This is a genomic window from Shewanella goraebulensis (genome assembly GCF_030252245.1).
GTDB lineage: Bacteria > Pseudomonadota > Gammaproteobacteria > Enterobacterales > Shewanellaceae > Shewanella > Shewanella goraebulensis.
The window spans coordinates 2,359,503-2,381,213 of sequence record NZ_CP126972.1 but is presented as its reverse complement, the minus strand read 5'-3'; the positions used below and the strand labels follow the sequence as shown (position 1 = coordinate 2,381,213).

At 38.6% G+C, this 21,711-nt stretch carries 18 protein-coding genes and 2 tRNA genes; 7 read left to right on the top strand and 13 right to left on the bottom strand.

What is annotated here, in order from left to right; all coding sequences use genetic code 11:
- Positions 1 to 88: 88 nt before the first annotated feature.
- From QPX86_RS09980 to QPX86_RS09970, 3 genes are all read right to left on the bottom strand, one after another.
- Positions 89 to 751: an SDR family oxidoreductase gene (locus QPX86_RS09980; protein ID WP_220755648.1), complete on the bottom strand. Its 663-nt coding sequence runs from the start codon at positions 749 to 751 to the stop codon at positions 89 to 91.
- Between the two features lie 268 nt (positions 752 to 1,019).
- Positions 1,020 to 1,289, bottom strand: coding sequence for a hypothetical protein (locus QPX86_RS09975; RefSeq protein WP_285165086.1), 270 nt, complete (start codon positions 1,287 to 1,289; stop codon positions 1,020 to 1,022).
- A 191-nt stretch (positions 1,290 to 1,480) separates the two neighbouring features.
- Complete coding sequence (locus tag QPX86_RS09970) at positions 1,481 to 3,496, bottom strand: NADPH-dependent 2,4-dienoyl-CoA reductase (RefSeq protein WP_285165085.1); 2,016 nt, start codon at positions 3,494 to 3,496, stop codon at positions 1,481 to 1,483.
- 163 nt (positions 3,497 to 3,659) lie between these two features.
- Here QPX86_RS09970 and sppA point away from each other — a divergent pair, with 163 nt between their 5' ends.
- Positions 3,660 to 5,501 carry a signal peptide peptidase SppA gene (sppA, locus tag QPX86_RS09965; protein WP_285165084.1) on the top strand — a complete coding sequence of 614 codons (1,842 nt, stop codon included), beginning with the start codon at positions 3,660 to 3,662 and terminating at the stop codon, positions 5,499 to 5,501.
- A gap of 197 nt (positions 5,502 to 5,698) precedes the next feature.
- The gene (gene ansA / locus QPX86_RS09960) at positions 5,699 to 6,718 is read left to right on the top strand and encodes an asparaginase (protein WP_285165083.1); all 1,020 of its coding nucleotides are present in this window, start codon (positions 5,699 to 5,701) and stop codon (positions 6,716 to 6,718) included.
- 112 nt (positions 6,719 to 6,830) lie between these two features.
- Here ansA and QPX86_RS09955 read toward each other — a convergent pair whose 3' ends face one another.
- The 4 genes from QPX86_RS09955 to QPX86_RS09940 form a co-directional block, all read right to left on the bottom strand.
- The gene (locus QPX86_RS09955) at positions 6,831 to 7,112 is read right to left on the bottom strand and encodes a YeaC family protein (protein WP_220754220.1); all 282 of its coding nucleotides are present in this window, start codon (positions 7,110 to 7,112) and stop codon (positions 6,831 to 6,833) included.
- Positions 7,109 to 7,426 (bottom strand): zinc ribbon domain-containing protein, encoded by a 318-nt coding sequence (locus QPX86_RS09950; protein ID WP_285165082.1) that lies wholly within the window; start codon positions 7,424 to 7,426, stop codon positions 7,109 to 7,111. Before QPX86_RS09950 ends, QPX86_RS09955 begins: the two co-directional genes overlap by 4 nt.
- Positions 7,427 to 7,433: 7 nt before the next feature.
- Complete coding sequence (locus tag QPX86_RS09945; protein ID WP_220754222.1) at positions 7,434 to 8,564, bottom strand: M14 family metallopeptidase; 1,131 nt, start codon at positions 8,562 to 8,564, stop codon at positions 7,434 to 7,436.
- Positions 8,565 to 8,905: 341 nt separating this feature from the next.
- Positions 8,906 to 9,577, bottom strand: a complete 672-nt coding sequence (locus tag QPX86_RS09940) for a response regulator transcription factor (RefSeq protein WP_285165081.1) — start codon at positions 9,575 to 9,577, stop codon at positions 8,906 to 8,908.
- Positions 9,578 to 9,975: 398 nt separating this feature from the next.
- On the opposite strand from QPX86_RS09940, the gene QPX86_RS09935 reads away from it, so the two are divergent.
- From QPX86_RS09935 to QPX86_RS09920, 4 genes are all read left to right on the top strand, one after another.
- Positions 9,976 to 10,314, top strand: coding sequence for an ArsR/SmtB family transcription factor (locus QPX86_RS09935; protein ID WP_220754224.1), 339 nt, complete (start codon positions 9,976 to 9,978; stop codon positions 10,312 to 10,314).
- A 124-nt stretch (positions 10,315 to 10,438) separates the two neighbouring features.
- Positions 10,439 to 11,521, top strand: a complete 1,083-nt coding sequence (gene arsB / locus QPX86_RS09930) for an ACR3 family arsenite efflux transporter (RefSeq protein ID WP_285165080.1) — start codon at positions 10,439 to 10,441, stop codon at positions 11,519 to 11,521.
- A gap of 289 nt (positions 11,522 to 11,810) precedes the next feature.
- Complete coding sequence (locus tag QPX86_RS09925) at positions 11,811 to 12,161, top strand: putative quinol monooxygenase (RefSeq protein WP_220754225.1); 351 nt, start codon at positions 11,811 to 11,813, stop codon at positions 12,159 to 12,161.
- Between the two features lie 77 nt (positions 12,162 to 12,238).
- A complete protein-coding gene (locus QPX86_RS09920; RefSeq protein ID WP_285165079.1) occupies positions 12,239 to 12,556 on the top strand; it encodes a hypothetical protein in 318 nt (105 codons plus the stop codon).
- Positions 12,557 to 12,672: 116 nt separating this feature from the next.
- Here QPX86_RS09920 and QPX86_RS09915 read toward each other — a convergent pair whose 3' ends face one another.
- Positions 12,673 to 14,445: a DUF885 domain-containing protein gene (locus tag QPX86_RS09915; RefSeq protein WP_285165078.1), complete on the bottom strand. Its 1,773-nt coding sequence runs from the start codon at positions 14,443 to 14,445 to the stop codon at positions 12,673 to 12,675.
- Between the two features lie 267 nt (positions 14,446 to 14,712).
- Between QPX86_RS09915 and yegS the strand changes: the two genes are divergently transcribed.
- Positions 14,713 to 15,630: a lipid kinase YegS gene (yegS, locus tag QPX86_RS09910; protein ID WP_285165077.1), complete on the top strand. Its 918-nt coding sequence runs from the start codon at positions 14,713 to 14,715 to the stop codon at positions 15,628 to 15,630.
- Between the two features lie 563 nt (positions 15,631 to 16,193).
- On the opposite strand, the gene QPX86_RS09905 is transcribed toward yegS, so the two are convergent.
- The 5 genes from QPX86_RS09905 to punC form a co-directional block, all read right to left on the bottom strand.
- Positions 16,194 to 16,284: transfer RNA gene (locus tag QPX86_RS09905), tRNA-Ser, on the bottom strand.
- Between the two features lie 232 nt (positions 16,285 to 16,516).
- Positions 16,517 to 18,127 (bottom strand): BCCT family transporter, encoded by a 1,611-nt coding sequence (locus QPX86_RS09900; RefSeq protein ID WP_285165076.1) that lies wholly within the window; start codon positions 18,125 to 18,127, stop codon positions 16,517 to 16,519.
- A gap of 784 nt (positions 18,128 to 18,911) precedes the next feature.
- Positions 18,912 to 19,343 (bottom strand): GNAT family N-acetyltransferase, encoded by a 432-nt coding sequence (locus QPX86_RS09895; protein WP_220754257.1) that lies wholly within the window; start codon positions 19,341 to 19,343, stop codon positions 18,912 to 18,914.
- A gap of 858 nt (positions 19,344 to 20,201) precedes the next feature.
- Positions 20,202 to 20,292: transfer RNA gene (locus tag QPX86_RS09890), tRNA-Ser, on the bottom strand.
- A gap of 81 nt (positions 20,293 to 20,373) precedes the next feature.
- Positions 20,374 to 21,651, bottom strand: a complete 1,278-nt coding sequence (gene punC, locus QPX86_RS09885; RefSeq protein WP_220754258.1) for a purine nucleoside transporter PunC — start codon at positions 21,649 to 21,651, stop codon at positions 20,374 to 20,376.
- Between the last annotated feature and the right edge of the window lie 60 nt (positions 21,652 to 21,711).

Genomic DNA, 21,711 nt, shown 5'->3' with positions numbered 1-21,711 from the left:
CTTACGAGAATTTACTGTTGATAAAAATTAAAAATGTAATTTAATATAGAGATCAAACGCCCTCTTCGATAATTCAAACAACATTATCTTACCAAGGTAATGTTTGACCGTTAGAGTGCTTAAATACACCTGACGAGTCCATATCTAAATCATTAATGAGACTCACAATTCGGCCTGCAGATTCTATGGCCGAAATATCACCACCATGGTTCACCATATCCGTTTGCACGTAACCTGGATGATAAATTCCCACTGCAATATTCTTATCAGATAAGTCGTGGCTTAAAGACATAGAGGCCGCATTTAACGCCGCTTTCGACATCCGGTATCCATAGCGTCCACCAGAAGTATTATCTTCAATTGACCCCATACGCGAAGTGATCATAGCGACTTTACCACCCGCATTAAGTTGATTTTGTAAACTAGCAACAACCCTTAACGGCGCAACAGCATTAACTTCAAACTGTTGTCTGATGGTATCTAAATTTAGATGAGATAATTGCTCATCCCGTAAAATACCCGCATTACAAATTAAAATATCGATAGCAACACCTGCTAATGAAGTGTGCATGTTATGGATACCTTCATCGGTAGCGACATCAATTTGAGTAATCACATTAATATCTAATGCTTCTAGTTCATCAGAAGTGTGGCGACATAATCCAAAAACCTTGAATCCTTGTTGTTTAAACAAACTTGCTAATGCTAAACCAATGCCTCTATTGGCACCTGTAATCACAACGTTAGACATTTCTATATCCTATAAAAATAAGTTAAATCAATCATAAAAATAAGTAAGCAAAAACTTAATACAAAAAGTATCAATAAAATTTGCACATACCAAGACCTAAATTAATGCCATCTCTAGTTGTATAACCATAACCTTAATAGAAAGACTCTTTACCTTTTACTGATAATAACCGACCGTTGCGCCTTTATTTACTGTATTAGAAAGGTAAGATTTAATAGCTTGCATAATAACGCCACGAAACTTTTGCTCTGTTTCGCTTGAATTACCATCATATCCTGCATATAAAAAATAATGCTCCATCACCAATCACTCTGCCATAAGCTAACAACGCTACATCACTGTAAATACCAATATGGAATATAGAATTAATCAGACTAAACTGCGCCAAGGCAACGGCCATTTCACCCCAGCCAGCATCTTTTCTGAGCTCATTAAATTGGTTTACGCTTGGACTGCTGACACTGAAACTTAAGTTTTGATCTTGATGTATCTTTTTTACTGAGTCATCGAACAAGTTTTGTATTGTTTGCTGGTTCAAATATTACTTCCCGTAGGACACTTGAGCACTAATATTAGTTTTGAGCTCTAATATCAGTTTTGAGCATTAATATCAGTTTTTAGCACTAATAATAAATTATGAGTGCTAACATGACACTTATAAACTTTCAAAAACAAAAAACCTAGCAAAATGCTAGGTTTTATCGACACAATAAGCAATTTAATACAGAGTTAAATCGTCATCGCTAACTCAGCACCTTGTCGAATAGCACGTTTTGCATCAAGTTCAGCAGCAACATCAACCCCACCAATTAGGTGGACTGGAAGTCCGGTCGCTTTCATATCATCAACTAAACTGCGGTTAGACTCTTGGCCTGCACACAAGACGACATTATCAACAGCGAGAACTTCAGATTGTTCACCAACTTTAATATGTAAGCCTTGCTCATCAAACTTTTCGTAACTGACACCAGTTTTCATTTTAACTTGGTGCTGTTTCAATACACTACGGTGGATCCAACCCGTTGTTTTGCCTAAGCCTTTACCCATTTTAGTGGTTTTACGTTGCAGTAAGTGCACTTCACGTAATGGTTTATGTGGCTGAACATCCATTAAACCGCCAGCGTGTTCGTAGTCTTTATCAATTCCCCATTGTTTAAGCCATTTATCTGGTTGTAATGTGGTTGACTCTTGCTCACATAAGAAGTGGGCTATATCAAAACCGATCCCGCCAGCGCCAATTAAGGCGACCCTTTCGCCAATATATACTTCACCTTTCAGAACCTGCTGATAATCAACCACTCTTGGATTATCAAAACCTGGCAAATCTAGTGAACGAGGTACTACACCGGATGCGATAATCACTTCATCAAATTTTTCTTGAACAAACACTTCCGCATCTAATCGTGTGTTAAGGCGTAATTCAACATTATGCAGTTTCATTTGATTAGTGAAATAGCGGATTGTTTCATCAAACTCTTCTTTACCAGGAATTTTACGGGCTAAGTTAAATTGGCCGCCAACTTCAGATTTAGCTTCAAAAACGACCACTTCATGCCCACGAGATGCTGCATAAACTGAAAACGCCATACCTGCAGGGCCTGCGCCCATAACAGCTAAACGTTTTTTATTGCTTGTAGGAGAGAAATTAATTTCGGTTTCATAACATGCACGAGGGTTAACCAAACACGTGGCACGCTTTAGCGAGAAAGTATGATCTAAACAAGCTTGGTTACAGCCAATACAGGTATTAATTAACTCACTGGTTCCTGCAGCGGCCTTGTTTACAAACTCAGCATCAGCAAGGAAAGGACGCGCCATCGACACCATATCAGCTTGTCCAGAAGCTATAATGGACTCACCAATTTCTGGCGTATTAATACGGTTTGTAGCAATCAGAGGCACCGATACTTCAGATTTTAATTTTTCAGTGACCCAAGAAAATGCACCGCGAGGAACACTTGTAGAAATAGTTGGAACACGCGCTTCATGCCAACCAATACCGGTATTGATGATGGTCACACCCGCTCTTTCAAGCCATTTAGCCAGTTTAACGACTTCATCCCAAGTCGAACCGTTGTCAACTAAATCCAGCATTGAAAGACGGAAAATGATGATAAAATCATCCCCAACTTTTTCGCGTATCGCTTTAATGATTTCAAGTGGAAAACGTGCGCGTTGAATAAATCCACCACCCCACTCATCTGTACGTTTGTTAGTACGCGAACTAATAAATTGATTGATCAAGTAACCTTCTGAGCCCATGACTTCAACGCCGTCATAACCCGCTTTTTTAGCAAGTTTGGCGCTAGTAGCGTAATCGTCTATTGTCCCTCTAACCTGTCTTGCAGACATTTTAGAAGGGGTAAACGGAGTAATAGGAGACTTAATTTTACTCGGAGCTTGAGTAAAGGGATGATAACCATAACGACCGGCATGCAATATTTGCATACAGATTTTCCCGTCTGCTTCATGCACGGCGTCAGTTACAATGCGATGTTTACGAACTTGCCAAGGAAAACTTAATTGACAAGCATGTGGCGCTAAGCGACCACGAAAATTCGGTGCAATACCGCCAGTGACAATTAAACCACAGCCACCCGCTGCTCGTTCTTTATAAAATGCGGCCAGTTTCTCAAATCCGCCCTTTTCTTCTTCTAGACCTGTGTGCATTGAGCCCATCAGTACTCTGTTTTTTAACTGAGTGAAGCCTAAATCTAAGGGTTCTAATAAATGTGGGAACGACATTCAAACATCCTTTTTAAACAAGTGATTTAAACTAGCATACAACGTGTAATTAATAAGCTCAATGCTTTAACAAGGCTATTGTTAAAAACCGTTACAATTCAATTTACCAAAGCCGGTCATAATCAGTTAGCATTACAGTATTAGAATGTTATAGGAGTGGCTAATGTCCGCCAAACCATCAATTATAAAACGAATTTTTACCCTGATTTGGAAAACCATTAACGGTATTCGCAAAATCATCCTTAACTTAATCTTTTTCGGTTTCATTGCCATTATTGTTGTAGCACTAAGCGCAGAGGATGAAATCGTTGTTGAAGATCAATCTGCTTTAGTGTTAAACCTTGCTGGCAGCATCGTTGATCAAAAGCGTCATGTAGACCCTATAGAAGCCCTATTCAAACAAGGTAAGAGTAATGATCCTGAAGGCGAAGTGCTGCTTTCAGACATTATTTATGTCATAGAAAGTGCCACCCAAGACCCACGCATCAATACTATAGTTCTCCAAATGAGTAACCTACGTGCTGGCGGGATCAGTAAAATGACTGCCATAGGTAACGCCCTTAATGAGTTTAAAGAAGCTGGCAAAACGGTTGTTGCCTTTGGTAACTCTTATGAGCAAAACCAATACTTCCTCGCCAGTTACGCCAATAGCATTTATCTCAACAATAAAGGTGCTGTGTCTCTGGAAGGCTTAAGTAGTTACCGTTTATTTTATAAATCTGCACTAGAAAAATTAAATGTCAGTACCCACGTGTTCCGTGTTGGTACCTTCAAGTCTGCAGTTGAACCTTTCATTCGTGATGACATGTCAGCCCCTGCTAAAGAAGCAAGCAGTGCGTTACTGAATGATATTTGGCAAAACTATGAATCTATAGTGGCGACAAACCGTAACATTAACGAAAACGACATTGTATTAAGTCCGCAACGCTACTTAAGCAAACTTGATAATGTATCTGGGGACTCTGCGCAATTAGCCATGAATATGAAATGGGTTGATGAACTGGTATCTGATGAAGCATTCCGTTTAGCAATGGTAGAAAGAGTTGGTACTAATAAAGATGGCGAATCATATAAGCAAATTTCATTCTCTGATTATTATGCTGCAGTAAAACCAATCCCTAGCTTAATCGAACAAGATTCTGTTGGCATAATTGTGGCTAAAGGTAATATTCTTAACGGCAAGCAACAAGCAGGTCAAATCGGTGGAGAAAGCACCTCAGCACTTCTTAAAAAAGCCCGCTTTGATGATAAAGTTAAAGCCGTAGTCTTAAGAGTTGACAGCCCAGGTGGTAGCGCATTTGCTTCAGAGAAAATCCGCCAAGAAGTTATTGCATTAAAAGATGCAGGTAAACCTGTTGTAGTGAGTATGGGTAGCCTTGCTGCATCTGGTGGCTATTGGATTTCAGCCAGTGCTGATTATATTTACGCTACGCCAACGACATTAACCGGTTCAATTGGTATTTTTGGTATGTTTGCCACCTTTGAGAAAGCTCTTTCAAATTGGGGCATTAATTCTGATGGTGTTTCAACCTCAGAATGGGCTGGTATTTCAGCAACACGCGCTTTAGATCCGAACGTATCAGCCGTTGTACAACGTCACATCGAACATGGCTATCATGAATTTATCTCATTAGTAGCTGAAGAGCGTAATATGAGCCTAGAACAAGTTGACCGTATCGCTCAAGGCCGTGTTTGGTCTGGTACGCGCGCTGTTGAACTGGGTTTGGTTGACGAACTAGGAGATATCGATAGCGCTGTAACAAAAGCAGCTACACTTGCTAAAATCGAAAAATTTGATACTAAAATAATTGAAAGAGAACTCTCAACCGAAGAAGTATTTGTGCAGAAAATGTTAGCGACAGCATCACCATACCTGCCTGCTGCTTCGACGCAATCTCCAATGCTTGAACAGCTATTCAGCGAATGGTCATCTGTAGTTGAAGAGTTCACCATGTTTGATGACCCTAATGGCATGTACCTATATTGCGAACACTGTAATTACTAGTACTTCAATTACAGCAATTATGGGCAACAGTTAGCTGAATTTTGGCCAGCACAAAGCTCAAGTTTTGTTAGGTTGAACTGCTCAAATTGAATAATATTCAAAAATGCCCGCATTGCGGGCATTTTTATTGGGTTTTAGTTAATCGAAGACGTATAATTTGCAGATCTGATAATTTCCAGCTCTGAGATCCGACTTCAATGACAAAACGTTCTATATATGTCGCCTACACAGGCGGTACCATAGGTATGCGCAAAACTGACCACGGCTTTGCACCCGTGGCAGGCTTTTTAACTGACTGCGTAAAATCTATGCCTGAGTTTTATCATGAAGAGATGCCAAGCTTTGTTATTAATGAGTACTCGCCGTTAATTGACTCATCTAATATGGCTCCGACAGACTGGCAACTTATTGCTAACGACATTAAAGACAATTACGACAAGTATGATGGCTTTGTCATCTTGCATGGCACGGACACCATGGCGTATACCGCCTCTGCATTGTCATTTATGCTGCAAGGCCTATCAAAGCCTGTGATTGTGACTGGTTCGCAAATACCGTTAGCTCAGCTTCGGTCAGATGGCCAAACTAACTTACTTAACTCACTGTATATCGCAGCAAATTACCCAGTTGCTGAAGTCTGCTTATTTTTTAATAACAAACTGTTTCGTGGTAACCGCTCAACCAAAGCCCACGCTGATGGTTTTGATGCCTTTGCATCTCCTAATTTCCCGCTATTACTGGAAGCTGGAATAAAAATTAACCTGAGAGCTGGTAAAGTCACTGTACCCAATGAAGCACCATTAATGCCTCTTGAAGTCATTAACATCAGCCCACAGCCTGTGGGAGTGATTACACTTTATCCAGGAATATCTACTGAAATTTTTGCCAATATCTTAATGCAGCCTGTCAAAGCATTAATCCTACTAACTTTTGGCGTCGGTAATGCCCCGCAAGACAAAGCGCTATTAGATACGTTAAAGCAAGCTGATGAACGTGGAATTGTCATTGTTAACTTAACGCAATGTTTCCAAGGTAAAGTCAACATGGGCGGTTATGCAACCGGTAATGCTTTGGAACAAGCTGGGGTGATCAGCGGCTCCGATATGACCATCGAAGCGGCATTAGCTAAACTTCATTATTTACTATCAAAAAATTTAACTGCAAGTGAAGTAAAATCAGCGATGAAGAAAAACTTATTAGGCGAATTAACCGAATAACCCATCAAGCCTAATTTAAACCTCTGTTAATATATGATAAAAAACCGCATTCATGGATGCGGCTTTTTTATTTTGCTAAGCAATTAATTCATTGCAAGCTTTATGCTAATGACTAAATATCAGATTCTTTAAATTCGGCAATCGATTCACCGCGAAATTCCTTTTTGAGTTCTGACTTAGACAACTCATTAATTTTACCACCAGCACCAATTGTAAAATGATCTGTTTGGGTTAATTTACGAGCTTGATAAAGCATAACGACCTGCAAAGTTGATTCTTTTTGCTCATCAGATAACACTGTACCGTCGTCCCACTTTCCTGTTTCAGCGGCTGAACGCAGGCGATGGTAAACTTCTTCAGGCATATCATCGATGACTTTATTGATATCATTCATACGCTTTTCCGTTTGTGTAATACAATTCTGGCACGAGTAACACTATAGCCAACAAAACCAAAAACAAAGCAGCCAGTTGCTATATGAGACTGAATACCGGTTGCAGTTTCACCGCCCCAAAACCAAATCAACACACCTGCAATAAATAAAGTTAAAAACACAAAGCTCTGGGTCATTAACTTATTTGATTGCTGAATATGACTAATAATACGAACAGATTCATTATCACCGTCAGTTTTAGAACGGCAATGAGAACATTCTTTCGCTTTACTGGAAATACGCTTTTGACATGAAGGGCATTCAATTAACGCCATAACTTGACTACTCTGTTAAATTATCAACAACAGCAAGCATAGCCACTAGCGATGCTTCACCTAGGTATTCACAACGTGCTGGAGACCAACCTACAACAGGATCTGGTAAGTTGTCGTTGTCTTTAAATGGCATTTCTAACGTGTTTGCAAGACATTTAAATGTATTACCTACCCAGTTAGAACCGACCGTTAAGTTCGCTTTACCAGGCTCATCTTTGTCATAACCATATTTAGTTTGGAAATCAGCACTAGCCATTCCTAACGCAACAAGGAACTGTTCTTGTAACTTGGCCATATGTGGAGTGTAATTTGGTGCGCCTTCACAGCCTGCAACAAACACATAAGGTAGGCCTTCATCACCGTGGACATCATAGAATAAATCTACACCTGTCTCTTTCATCTTATTAGTAACGTAATACACTTCAGGGCTTCGCTCTAAACTAGGCGACTGCCACTCACGGTTTAAGTTAGTACCTACAGCATTGGTGCGTAAATGGCCTCTTACACTGCCATCTGGATTCATGTTTGGCACAATGTAAAAGTTGGCTTTATCCAGTAACAGTTTCGCTGTTGGGCAATCACTATCTAACAATTGGTTTAATAGACCTTCAATTAACCACTCAGCCATTGTTTCACCTGGATGCTGTCTTGCTGTAATCCAAATGTTCTTTTTAGCTGGGTCGTTATCACCTATTTTAAGTAAGCTCATGTCACGGCCATCAAGAGTTAAACCTAAGTTTTCAAGGCTTACAGATGGGTGCAATTGCACTGAACTAATTAAATCTAAATGACGCTCATAGCTGTATGGTGCAAAGTACGCAATTTGAATTGCTTCGCAGTCTAAGTCAACTTGAATCGTTAGCTTGCCGTCTTGGTAGCTAGTTGGTAGACGGAACCAGTGTTGGCGATCGTAACTCGCTACTGCTTGATAGTCTTCCCAACCTTTAGGGTATGATGCAGAACCAGCATTCATAATGTTTAAATTATAAGTTTGGCCGATGTCACCCTCCATTCGGAAGTTAAACCATTGATAGAACTCGCCGCCTTCATCAGGTCTGATAGCCAATTGAATGTCATCGTGCTTGTCTAGATTGATAGTCTCAATGTTACCACCATCAAAATTCGCGCTAATACGCATAGGACTTCCTTATGTAAGGTTATTATCGATTTTTATGCCTGCATCTTATCAAATGCCGTTACTCAATAAAATCAAATGGTGAACAACAGCTAAACATCTGCTCAAATTATGTCAGGTTTTAGTCATAATATGGCAGTGATACAAACAAAGCATCACAGTATGGGCTATTTAACAATAATGAATGTAGTGGATTCAAATACAAAAATGCCGAATATACAGATATTCGGCATCTAAGAATCTTTACAGTTAAATGATTTTAAACAATGTCCGTCGTCTTCATAGTAAGTTTGACTGTCGCCAAAAACTTAAATACTGCGACTTATAACATTGTAATAAAAGCTTTAAATCAAAATTGGACTAAAACAATAACCTTTACCACGCACAGTGTTGATTAACTCACGTGGTAAAGACTTTTTAGCCATTTTTCGGCGTGTATTACTGATGTGCATATCAAGGTTACGATCAAACTCACCTAATTCTTTGTGCAATACTCGCATTTGCAACTCAGCTTTAGTAACCACTTCGCCTTTTCGTTGGAATAAGTACTTAAACAAGCGGTATTCAGTTTGAGTCAGTTTTAAATGCTGAGTATTTAACATGACGGTATTATTTACGTCTTCAAATAAAATATCATCAAAATCTGACTGATGAACAACCTTCTCACTACGGCGCCGCAAAACATTTACTCTCAATAACAATTCTTTTACGTTAAAAGGTGCTGCTATGTAATCATCTGCACCTTGTTCAAATGCATTAATGCGCTCTTGATCTACATTGTTGTTCGCCAACACAATGACTGGCGTTTGACAGTGCTTAGCCATGAGTAACCAAAAAGAATCCATCTTAGGGACATTGTAATCCAATAAAATTACTTCAAATTCGTGTCTCTCTAATTCAACCAGCGCATTAAAGCCATTATCAACGATGTGAATTTCATATCCCATCGACTCCATTTGTTGGCATAGGTGTAAGCTATTGGTGAGTTGTTGATCAATCAAGAGAATCTTTTTCATAGCGGTCTTAATCTAAACGAGAACAATTACCATTTAGATTATCACCATGAATTTATTATTACTAGCAAATTAATGTAAATTTGCGAACCAAGCTTTATTTTGATCTGTTAATTCAATGGATTTTTTCTAGTCAGTAATTAATCATTGCAAGTATTAGATGAGAGGTATATATTAATCGTTAATCGACGATTGACTATGAGTCACAACTAATAACTAAGTACAAGTATGCCGTTCGTAATCATAGTGAGTAAGTTATTTAGACTTATAAAATGTTTTATAGAATTTAGTCATAGTCAAAACAAGCTCTACACCAATTTACGTTGGATATAGCTGGTTAGTTTTTACGTCATCTACATCAATAGGATTTTTCGTTATCTACATCAATAGGATTTTACGCTATGGCACAAGATTGCAGTCAGAAATCAGCGCTCGCATTTAAAGCCACAGAGCAGCAATTAAACGATGAGAAGTCATTTGCGGCTCAAGCTAAAGCGATGGCCCACCCTGCCCGCATAAGGATCCTCAAAATACTGTTTAACTTAGATAAACTTGGCGGCTGTTTAAGTAGTGATTTAGTAGCCGAAGTTGGATTGGCGCAATCCACTGTGTCAGAACATATTCGTATTTTAAAACAAGCAGGTTTTATTAGTGCTGAACCGAATCCACCTAAAATTTGTTATCGCATCAACCGCCAAGCACTTAATAATTATCAGCAGCAATTTAATCAATTATTTTAACTATTCTGATAAACAAAGTATTTGACTAAATCTTTTAATATCTATGGAAGATTTTAAGATCTTATATCGTACTTCGACGATAAACGAAGCAATTGTTAGAATATACAAACAAAGAGAACTGACCATGAGTGAAATGAATACAGACTCAGCCACCAAGAAAATGAGTTTTCTTGATCGCTACTTAACCCTATGGATATTTGTCGCTATGGCACTTGGTGTGTCTATTGGTGCCCTATTCCCACAAGTCGAACAAATCACCAATTCAATGAGCGTGGGTAGTACTAACATTCCACTCGCTATTGGTCTTATTTTGATGATGTATCCACCACTAGCAAAAGTAGATTATCGCTTGTTAGGTAAAGTGACAAAAGATAAACAAGCTATCACCCTTTCATTAATCATGAACTGGATTGTTGGCCCAATCTTAATGTTTATTCTGGCTATTACATTTTTAAGTGATTACCCAGGTTATATGGTTGGCATTATTTTAATTGGTATTGCACGCTGTATTGCTATGGTGCTTGTTTGGAATGATATTGGCGGAGGTAACAAAGAACTAGGTGCAGCACTTGTTGCAATTAACAGCATATTCCAAATATTAACTTACAGTGCGATGGCATGGTTGTTTATCACTGTTTTACCACCGATATTTGGCTACGAAGGTTTTGTTGTTGATATTTCAATGGCTGATATCGCCCAAAGTGTACTAATTTACTTAGGTATACCTTTCTTAGCTGGTTTTTTAAGCCGTAAAATCTTAGTCGCTCGTAAAGGTGAGCAATGGTACAACGAAGTGTTTATCCCGAAGATATCGCCTATGACCTTAATTGCGTTATTGGGTACCATTGTATTGATGTTCAGTTTAAAAGGAGACATGATCCTTGAGCTACCAATGGATGTACTCAGAGTCGCTTTACCGCTGGGGATTTACTTCATTTTAATGTTCTTTATCAGTTTCTTTATTGGCAACAAGATGGGTATTCCTTATGACAAAAATGCCTCGATTGCTTTCACTGCAACCGGTAACAACTTTGAACTCGCCATTGCAGTATCCATCGCTGTGTTTGGTATTCATTCTGACCAAGCGTTTGCCGGTGTTATTGGACCATTAATCGAAGTGCCTGTTTTGATAGCATTAGTAAATATTGCATTAAGAATGAAAGCTAAATCAGAACAAAAACATAATCAAGTGGTCTCTAACTCATAGCATTATTTCATAACATAATAACGTTAATAAGCTGAATTAAGTCGAATACAAGCCTGTAATGACAGGCTTGTATTATAGAACGGGCCATAAATATCACTACATAATGACTCTTTACTTATCACTGCATCACTTATCTTTTCCTCAGCAGTTAAAGATTTAATCTTATTTACTGATTAATAAAAACTGTCTAAACATGGCACCCCACCTCATTGCAGAGTCCACATCGTTCCAATTGTCGTCATATTACTCTAATATCTTGTATTAGTTATTAAATTAAAGGGATACATTCATGACAACTCGCGTATACGTATTAGCACAGTTTAAGCCTAAAGAAGGCAAAGAAGCTGAACTGTTTGAAATTCTTAAAGCCCTAGAACCTGACTCGTATCGTGAGGAAGGCTGCATTCAATATATGCTGACTCGACAAATCGATCACCCAAGTGCAACCAGAAACGAATACCCAATTGTATTCAACGAAATCTGGGACAATGCCGAATCTTGGGCTGCACATGGGCGTAGAAAGCAAATTCAACATTTCTTTGAAACTCAAGTTCAAGCTGAATCAGGTTTAGTAGAAGATGCCAAAGTAACGGCATACTCAGACGAAGGTTATCACTATGATGCGCCAATTTATGAATAGAAACGCTTAATAGCTGCACTGATTATTTGATTACCGATTCTCCAGCTTAACTATTAATTCAAAAGGACTTGAATACGATGACTTACCCTTTATTTTTCAAAAGAGTTTTCATTTTGGCGATGTTGCTAAATTCGCCTCCATTGATCGCGCTAATTTTAATTCCGATTGGACTGGAACCTGTGCTACTGATTATGTCATTAGCATTTTGGGCAAATATTCCGCTTCAGTTAGGCCTAGGCAATATTACAGCTGAACCTAATATCGTTTATAGCGAGTTTGGCGTGATGGATACGTCATTGACGATAATAATTACTACTGTGATGTTTTGGGTAGTATGCGCTGCAATTTTATCTTTGTTGAGTTTATATATTCCAAACAAACATCAACTTAAATGACATATATCTACTTCAAATATATGTAAATGATTTAGTGATTGATATGCTCGAAATATAGAAAAAAAAGCCGACTTTATTAAGTCGGCTTTTTGATGTGTACTTAACCGTAAACTGAGTTATTTATTGGTCATCAATTGCTTAATGTACTTAACAGGTGCGCTACCATAACTTAAGAACTTTTCATGGAACTCTTTCAAATCAAAGTCGTCTTTTTGAGCTAGCTTTAACTCTTCTCGTAAATCGTAAATTTCACGATAACCTGAGTAGTAGCTTGTTAATTGAACTTGGCTTAATGTTGCACGGCGCCACTTGCCTTCAGCTTCCGCTTGTTGCTGGAATGCTTCATTGGTCATTAAGTCGATAGCCTGTTCTTCTGTCATGCCATTCACTTGAATGCTGTAATCTAAAATGGTGTTAGCAATAACGCGTAAGTTCCACTTGTAATACATCAACCACATTTCAGGTTCAAAATCACCATAGCCTTCTTCAAGCATCATACGCTCAGTATAAACCGCCCATCCTTCAACCATTGCACCATTACCGAATAAGCTTTTCACTAAACTTGGTGACTCATTTGAATACACTAGTTGAGTGTAGTGACCAGGAATCGCTTCATGAATATTGAGCACTTGTAAAATCCAGTGGTTATATTCACGCAAATAACTCTCTGCTGATTCGTCACTCATACCATCAAGAGGAGTCACATTGTAATAGGTATTCGCATCCTTTTCGTAGGGACCAGGTGCACTGATTGATGCACCAGCAAAACCACGCATATACTCTGGGGTTTCACGTACAACTAACGGTTTTGAAGGATCTAACGTCATCAGTTGTTTTTCGTTGACGAATTTCACTAACTCAGGGATTTGTGCTCTGACTTCATCAACAAAGTCTTCGCGCTTTACGTGTTTAACTGATAACACATCGATCAGTTGCTTAATGGCCACATTGTCATCTTGTGGTTTAGGGGTATCAATATACTTAGACCAAATGTCATTGGTGATCTTTGCCATTTCCGCTTGCACGCGATGTTTATCAGCAGTCGCTTTTTCAAATAGTGCTTTGCCTGACATGCCTGCTTGAATATCTAAGGCAAATTTTTCTTCATACAATTCCTCACCAATTCTAAAGCTACGCGCGCCTTCTTTTTCAAGTTTAGCTTCAAGCTGAGTTAACCATTCAATGTGTTCAGTTACTGCTACTTTGGCTAGTTCAAAACGCTTAGTAAATAGGTCTTTGTCAGCTTGAGTTAAACCAGAGTCCGCAACTTTTTGAGCAAGATCATCAGACAGTACTGAAAAAGCACCTTGGTTTTGCATGATCGCAAGTTGAGTATGCTCGATGGTTGGGTTGTTGATATTTGCTTGCGCAGCTTGGTAATAAGCAGGCACATTTTCTAAACGAGCCACTACAGATTTAAGTCTTTCATCCAAAGGGGCAAAATCTTCGTTAATGATCTGGGCAAACCCACCAGCTACATTGTATTGTGAAGGGTTCCACTGCCATGCTTTAAAGCGCTCTTGCTGCCATTTGATACTGGCTAATAAGTTTGAAATTAATTCATAATCAATCAAATCATTGGTACTTAATGTGCTTTTATCAAACGCTGACAACTTAGCTTGCTGGGTATTTACAAACGCTAATGTTTTCGCTCGAGCAGCTTCATTTGGCACTTCTAAGTAACCATCATTAACATGCTTGCCACTGTACAGTGCCCAAGTCGGTGACCATTGCCATAAATCGTTAATGAACCCATCAGAAAAATCCGCAAAATTAACTTGAACTTGTTCAGCAGCGGTTACGGTTTCGCTTTGAGTACTAGCACTGTTACAACCGGCTAATGCACTCAATCCAAGTACAACAGCAAGTGAGATTGTAGCTTTTTTCATTGTCTGGCTTCCTTTAATCAATGTGATAATTTTATTATTATTTTTAACTAATTCGCTTTAATAAACCGATTAGCATTTTGTTGTTAACTTTTTTGTGGCATAAGTAAATCATGAACTTAAATAAATTTCAGCTCAATTCCTATATTTGACATCTTTTGTGACATCTTTTAGTGGTACTTAATCTAGTGACAACTCGAAACTGGTACAACTGAATTGTTAACTAAATAAATGATCGAGTTCTTTATAATGTTTGAAAAGGAAAACACAATGACAGCAAAACGGTTTAGTCTTATTCTTAATGGTAAAAAAGCTGGGATACCGGAAATACGTAATGCTGTTTATGCACTGAGAGAGCAAGGTTATGACTTAGCAGTCAAAGTCACTTGGGAAGGCGCTGATATGCAGCGTTTGATTCAAGAATCGATGGATGCAGGTTTTGATAGAGTTATCATTGGTGGTGGCGATGGTTCACTTAACGAAGCAGTAACAGCTTTAATGCATCTACAAGCCCAACATAAAGAATCGCCACTGTTATTGCCAGAGGTTGCCGTGTTACCGCTGGGAACAGCCAATGACTTTGCAACGTCAGCTCAAATTCCAACCGGAATTACTCAAGCTTTAACCTTTGCAATTACAGGAGAGGCATCAGCGATCGATTTAATCGCCGCTAACGATCGCCACTTCATTAATGTCGCAGCTGCAGGCTTTGGCGCACAAGTGACCGCTGAAACACCTGTTGAATTAAAAGACTTTCTAGGTGGTGGTGCGTATACCCTTACAGGTTTAGCTAAAGCCATTGGCTTCAAACCTTATGAGGGTACTATTAACACTGACAAAGGCAGCTATAGCGGAAATATAGTCGTAGGCGCAATGTGCAATGGACGCCAAGCTGGTGGCGGACAAGTACTCGCACCTAATGCCAAAATTAACGATGGATTAATGGATGTCACGCTATTAAAAGGGTTTACTCCCATAGACTTACCAAAAGTCATTGAAGAAATCAGCTCCTCTACCACCGATGGCGAGTTTTGTTTTCACTTTCAAACCCATTGGTTAGAAATCGACTTCCCGTTAACTTTGCCATTAAACCTTGATGGTGAACCATATCATTGCGAGCAAGTTCGTTTTGAAGTGAAACCCAAGGCAATTCAATTTGTTATACCACAAACTAGTCAACTACTTTAATAGTCAATTTACGAATAAATTCTAATAACTTTCTTGAACTCAAATACTAAAAAAGCTCGTTATTTTACAGTAACGGGCTCTTTCGATAAATATGGCGCAGAGATAGGAATTTGCCCCCTACATTGGGACGCTACAAACCATTTCATTAAAATTTCGAATCCAGACACAAAAAAGCCCGCTTTTTTTCGATAACGGGCTCTTTCGATAAATATGGCGCAGAGATAGGAATTTGCCCCCTACATTGGACGCTACAAACCATTTCATTAAAAGTTCGAATTCAGACACAAAAAAGCCCGCTATTATTCAATAACGGGCTCTTTCGATAAATATGGCGGAGAGATAGGGATTTGAACCCTACATTTTGACGATACAAACCAATTGGCAGTACTCCAAAATACAAACACAAAAAAGCCCGCTATTTTTCAATAACGGGCTCTTTCGATAAATATGGCGCAGAGATAGGAATTTGCCCCCTACATTGGGACGCTACAAACCATTTCATTAAAAGTTCGAATCCAGACACAAAAAAGCCCGCTATTGCTAGCGGGCTCTTTCGATAAATATGGCGGAGAGATAGGGATTTGAACCCTAGATGGGCTACAAACCCATGCCGGTTTTCAAGACCGGTGCATTCGACCACTCTGCCATCTCTCCGAACGCCGAGAATCATAAGGGTCTCGAGGTTCGGTGTAAAGCATAATTTAAAAAAAAGGTATTGTTTGCTCAACATAGCGCCATCATGATGTTTTTTTAGCAACACTTGGCCAATTCCAGTTGTAATTAAAGTCATCAAACCAGTTTTAAAACATATATTTATTATATTTCGAGCCTGTTATAAACAGGCTCTTGTATACTTCATTGGTTTATTCAAACTTTCATATCTGTTCTAAGCGACTTCATCGGCTTTATCAAATCTACTTTTCTGCTCAACTTCAGTCAGTAACCCTCTAATCAAACTAAAGCAGCCTAAAAGTAATATTATGGTAAAAGGCAACGCAGCAATAATCGTTATAGACTGTAAAGCTTGTATTGACTGTGTTCCACCAATCCACAGCATTACCATTGCAATTGCACCTGAAATAACAACCCAAACAACTTTTTGACGATCAGGAACTTGTAATTTACCGCCCGCGGTCATACCGTCAATGACGATAGAGCCCGAATCTAAGGTAGTAACGAAGAACACAATAATCAGTGCGATCGCAATAAGCGATAAAATATTACCAAGAGGATAAGCCTCTAACATATAGAACAAACTTAACGAAACGTCTGTTATACCTTGATCGATTCCTAGCTGCCCGACTTTATCCATAACCTGTTGAATAGCGACGCCACCAAATATTGACATCCATGCTGTTGTTACGAGTGTAGGTATAATTAATACGCATAACAGGAATTGGCGTATAGTACGGCCTTTAGAAATACGAGCAACAAACATGCCGAAAAATGGCGCATATGCCACCCACCATGCCCAATAAAATACCGTCCAACCATGTAACCAAGTCGTATCTTCACGCCCAGTAGATTGACTTAAGGGAATAATATTTTTTACATAACCAGTAACCGCAGTAGCTAATGAATCAAGCACAGTGGTGAAGTTAAGGACTGTAATAAACGCGATAAAGATAAAGGCGATAATCATATTCAGATTACTTAGAAATTTAATGCCTCCATTCATGCCGCGCAATACCGAGAAAATAGCTAACCCCATAATGAGTGCAATAATACTTTGCTGTAGGAAAATATTATTTTCAAAACCAAACACATGGCTAATGCCACTTGCTGCTTGTGTGCCACCTAACCCGAGCGATGTTGCTAAACCAAACAAGGTGACCAATACAGTAAGTACATCAATTACGTCGCCTGTTTTACCCCAGACTTTATCGCCTAATAATGGGTAAAATACTGAGCGCATTGATAAAGGCAACCCTTTGTTATAAACAAAATAAGCGAGACAAAGTGCCGTCATTCCATATATCGCCCATGCATGGAAACCCCAGTGAAAAGCGGTTGCACCTAATGAAACTTCTCTACCTTCGGCAGTATAAGGGTCAACACTCAATGGAGTACCGAACCAATTAGTAAAAAATGCTGTTGGCTCTGCAACGCCCCAAAATATTAAACCAATCCCCATTCCTGCTGCAAATAGCATGGCTATCCAGGACACCATGGAATAATCTGCTTCTGCTTTATCACCGCCTAATCGAATTTTACCCAAAGGCGAAAACGCAATAACGATTGCAAACAGCAGCATTAAATTTGCTCCCCACATAAATAGGAAATCAAAATTTGAAAGCACAGCACCTTTTACTGAATCGATGGCAGCTTTGGCATCTGCTGGTGAAAGGATTAATAAGGTAATGATGAACAGAAGTGATAAGCCGACTGAGGCGGTAAAAACGGTGTTATGGACATCCATGCCCAATTTATTAACGTTATCTTGTCCAATTTGATAATCTGTAGATTCTATGCTGTATTTGTCTGATTTAAAACTCATAAATTATGATGTTCATATATCCGCTTAACGAATATAAAGACCACTCCATTTTGCTTAATGTTTGATTAGCTAGCAGCACCACTAGAACGCTTGTGATACCTCCTTAATAAGGAAAATCAAGGCTATAAGCAAATCCCAAGCTTAAGATTGTAACATAATAACGATTGCATTCTTTGATGTTGCCCCATTTCACTAAGAGAAATGCAGATTAATAAATCAACTCTCTGCAAAAATGCAATGTCTCAGTAACACTGGACACAAGCTTAAGGTATCCGGTAACAAAGATAATTGTTTAATTCAATTATATTGAGAGTGAAATGGAAAAATTTACGGTATTAAAACCAAATTACTTGGGGCTAAACGTTACATCCCATTTTTGAGCATAGATGCGTTAGACTTAGGAATTGAAAACGATTATTGGCATTTGGGGAAAATATAGGGATCAAAAAGTTTATTCTTACTCTACATATTTCATAATTATGAGTACCCGCCTGATTAAACGACCTGCAATAAACGACCTGCAATAAACGAAATTCATTTTAAACTGATATGCATCAGTGCATTAGAGTTGTTGTGAAAAATTTTTCATTTAAGTTCGGTTATATATTAAAGTTAGAAAGTTTACAGGCAGAGTATAGGCAACTAGCTGACTAGATCGGATAAATGACGTTATTTGATTTACAAACTAGGGGTAAATGACCAATTAAGTATCAAATAACGGAACGCCCTTAGTTATTAGCTTTGGGCGTATCTTCTTACAGATTTGCTTATGACAAACCGAGACTTAAAGCGTCATGTGTAGAATTGGAAATGGTTTACCCATATCATCAAGCGGAGATCGCGATATAACTTTAAAACCCATATGTTGGTAAAAACCAACTGCTAATGGGTTTTGTTCATTAACATCAACTTTGTTAGCGCCAAGGTGTTCAATAGCATACTGCAAAAGAACCTTACCGATACTTTTCCCTCTTTCTGCATTAGAAATAAATAGCATTTCAACTTTGGCATCATAAACACCTACAAAACCAAGTATCTCGCCGCTACTATTTTTTATGCATTTTAATGTTACAGCTGGAAAAGCCTGTTCCAATATAATGGGTTTAAAAAACTCAATATCTTCTTCTGTTATGAAGTCATGAGTAGCTCGGACTGAATTTTCCCAAACATTAAGCATCTCTGAATAATCTTCAGGAAGCACATTTTCTATAATCATATTGTTTCTCACTATTTAGAATATATACATGTGCAGCCGCCAATATGAATTATAAACTTCTTAGGCTAAATTTACAGCAGTCAATTCAAACTAAGTGAAATAGATCATCTTTCTCTAAACTTACAAAGTAACAAGTAAGCAAAAAAACAAGTTGTTGTTAATTAACAATTTATCATTTCCCTCTACATCATATGTTACAAACCCATATTTAGTTTATCCAGAACTAAAATAATAAAAACCTGCTAGTAACTTCGTAAGCTTTTTAAATATCGTGCTGAGCTACGGGGTTAAACGCTACATTCATTGGGCTAGAAACCTGTTGAGGATATTCCAAAATTCAAGCAGCAAAAAGCCCGTTACTTTGCAGTAACGGGCTTTTCTAAATATGGCGCAGAGATAGGAATTTGAACCCTACATTGGGACGCTATAAACCATTTCATTAAAATTTCGAATCCAGATACAAAAAAGCCCGCTATTTTTCAATAACGGGCTCTTTCGATAAATATGGCACAGAGATAGGAATTTGAACCCTACATTGGGACGCTATAAACCATTTCATTAAAATTTCGAATCCAGATACAAAAAAGCCCGCTATTTTTCAATAACGGGCTCTTTCGATAAATATGGCACAGAGATAGGAATTTGAACCCTACATTGGGACGCTATAAACCATTTCATTAAAATTTCGAATCCAGATACAAAAAAGCCCGCTATTTTTCAATAACGGGCTCTTTCGATAAATATGGCACAGAGATAGGAATTTGAACCCTACATTGGGACGCTATAAACCATTTCATTAAAATTTCGAATCCAGATACAAAAAAGCCCGCTATTGCTAGCGGGCTCTTTCGTTAAATATGGCGGAGAGATAGGGATTTGAACCCTAGATGGGCTACAAACCCATGCCGGTTTTCAAGACCGGTGCATTCGACCACTCTGCCATCTCTCCGAACGCCGAGAATAATAATGTCCTCAGCGTTGTATGTAAAGTACTAAACTAATAAAAACTTAACGACTGGCTGACTTAGCATCAATCTGCTGAATTTTTATCAGCATGGAGTGCTATTCGAGCAGGATCAGGCTTAACAAAACACTGTTTAACTGAATCCCAGCTATCATGCTTTGATAAACGGTAACCAACAAAAACACCAATTGCACTTAATACAATGCCTAAACCAATAGTCATTTCAGCGTACTGGGCTAACATAGCTACAATACTGGACGCACCGAACGCCATGCCGATTTGAATAAAGTTCTGTAATCCAGCCGCTTTAGTCGCATTTTTGCTGAACTGTTGTAACGCATTGTTCACAACAATTGGATAGATCGCACCATTAGCTGCAGCTAAAACAGAGAAAACAATAAGCAATGGGAAAATAGTTTCCGCAGGTATGATTAGCGTTACCAATCCAATGACTGCAACACAAACGAAGAATAAGCCTAGTAAGTAGTTAAGTGCTTTAGAACCGCCACAATTTTTAACGAGCACTTTACTCATGTAGCCACCCACAATAAACATGATGGTTTGTGGAATAAAGCTTAAGCCAATTGCCTGTGCTTCATAACCATATTTAATCATCACACTTGGCCAAACGGTCAAATAGCTAAAAAACGCTGCCGAACACGCTCCAAAGATAACCACATTACCTAAGTAGCGGGTGTTCTTTAAAATGCTTTTGTAACTAATACTCTCTTGCACTTCAGCTTGCTTGCTTTCACCAGCGACTAGCCATTTAGTTAAAACAATTAGCAATAAAGCGACAATCACTAAAGTGATGAATACTGCGCGCCAGCCAAAGTTACTGACAATTGATGCACCAATTAACGGTGCTACCGCTGGTGATAATGCAACAAGCGGCATAATGTTTGAAAATACTTTCTGTGCTTTTTCTGCATCATACTTCTCAACCACAATGGCTTGCCAAATAACGCCAGCACTACACGCACCTAATGCTTGGAAAAATCGAGCAATATTGAGCATAAGGATTGAGTCGCTCATTACAATGGCGCCACTGGCAGCTGCAAACAAACTAAGACCAATAATCAGTGCTTTTTGTTTACCCACCTTTTCAACTAAAGGTCCATATAGCAATTGACCTAACGCAAGTCCTGCTAGAAAGGTCGTTAAAGAAAATGCCACATTATTCAAACTTGTTGAAAATGAGTCAGCGATATTTTGAAAAGCAGGTAAGTACATATCTGTAGCAATAAAGCCAAGCATGCTTAATAGTGCTAGGTAACCTAATAGAATAAAGTACTGCAAGTTTGCAGGCTTTGAATTAGTGGTAATTGATGATGCATTGTTCATATGAAAAAGTATTCCGAATTGGGACTGTTAGAAATCAGCGAGCAGTCTAATCACTTGCAA

Coding starts and splice junctions, on each gene's coding strand:
- QPX86_RS09920 (WP_285165079.1), top strand. CDS start 12,239: ATGACTTACCCTTTATTTTTCAAAAGAGTTTTCATTTTGGCGATGTTG.
- QPX86_RS09915 (WP_285165078.1), bottom strand. CDS start 14,445: ATGAAAAAAGCTACAATCTCACTTGCTGTTGTACTTGGATTGAGTGCA.
- QPX86_RS09935 (WP_220754224.1), top strand. CDS start 9,976: ATGGCACAAGATTGCAGTCAGAAATCAGCGCTCGCATTTAAAGCCACA.
- QPX86_RS09950 (WP_285165082.1), bottom strand. CDS start 7,426: ATGGCGTTAATTGAATGCCCTTCATGTCAAAAGCGTATTTCCAGTAAA.
- QPX86_RS09955 (WP_220754220.1), bottom strand. CDS start 7,112: ATGAATGATATCAATAAAGTCATCGATGATATGCCTGAAGAAGTTTAC.
- punC (WP_220754258.1), bottom strand. CDS start 21,651: ATGAACAATGCATCATCAATTACCACTAATTCAAAGCCTGCAAACTTG.
- QPX86_RS09940 (WP_285165081.1), bottom strand. CDS start 9,577: ATGAAAAAGATTCTCTTGATTGATCAACAACTCACCAATAGCTTACAC.
- QPX86_RS09980 (WP_220755648.1), bottom strand. CDS start 751: ATGTCTAACGTTGTGATTACAGGTGCCAATAGAGGCATTGGTTTAGCA.
- QPX86_RS09900 (WP_285165076.1), bottom strand. CDS start 18,127: ATGAGTTTTAAATCAGACAAATACAGCATAGAATCTACAGATTATCAA.
- QPX86_RS09895 (WP_220754257.1), bottom strand. CDS start 19,343: ATGATTATAGAAAATGTGCTTCCTGAAGATTATTCAGAGATGCTTAAT.
- QPX86_RS09945 (WP_220754222.1), bottom strand. CDS start 8,564: ATGCGTATTAGCGCGAATTTTGATGGTGGTAACATTGAGACTATCAAT.
- ansA (WP_285165083.1), top strand. CDS start 5,699: ATGACAAAACGTTCTATATATGTCGCCTACACAGGCGGTACCATAGGT.
- QPX86_RS09970 (WP_285165085.1), bottom strand. CDS start 3,496: ATGTCGTTCCCACATTTATTAGAACCCTTAGATTTAGGCTTCACTCAG.
- QPX86_RS09925 (WP_220754225.1), top strand. CDS start 11,811: ATGACAACTCGCGTATACGTATTAGCACAGTTTAAGCCTAAAGAAGGC.
- yegS (WP_285165077.1), top strand. CDS start 14,713: ATGACAGCAAAACGGTTTAGTCTTATTCTTAATGGTAAAAAAGCTGGG.
- arsB (WP_285165080.1), top strand. CDS start 10,439: ATGAGTGAAATGAATACAGACTCAGCCACCAAGAAAATGAGTTTTCTT.
- sppA (WP_285165084.1), top strand. CDS start 3,660: ATGTCCGCCAAACCATCAATTATAAAACGAATTTTTACCCTGATTTGG.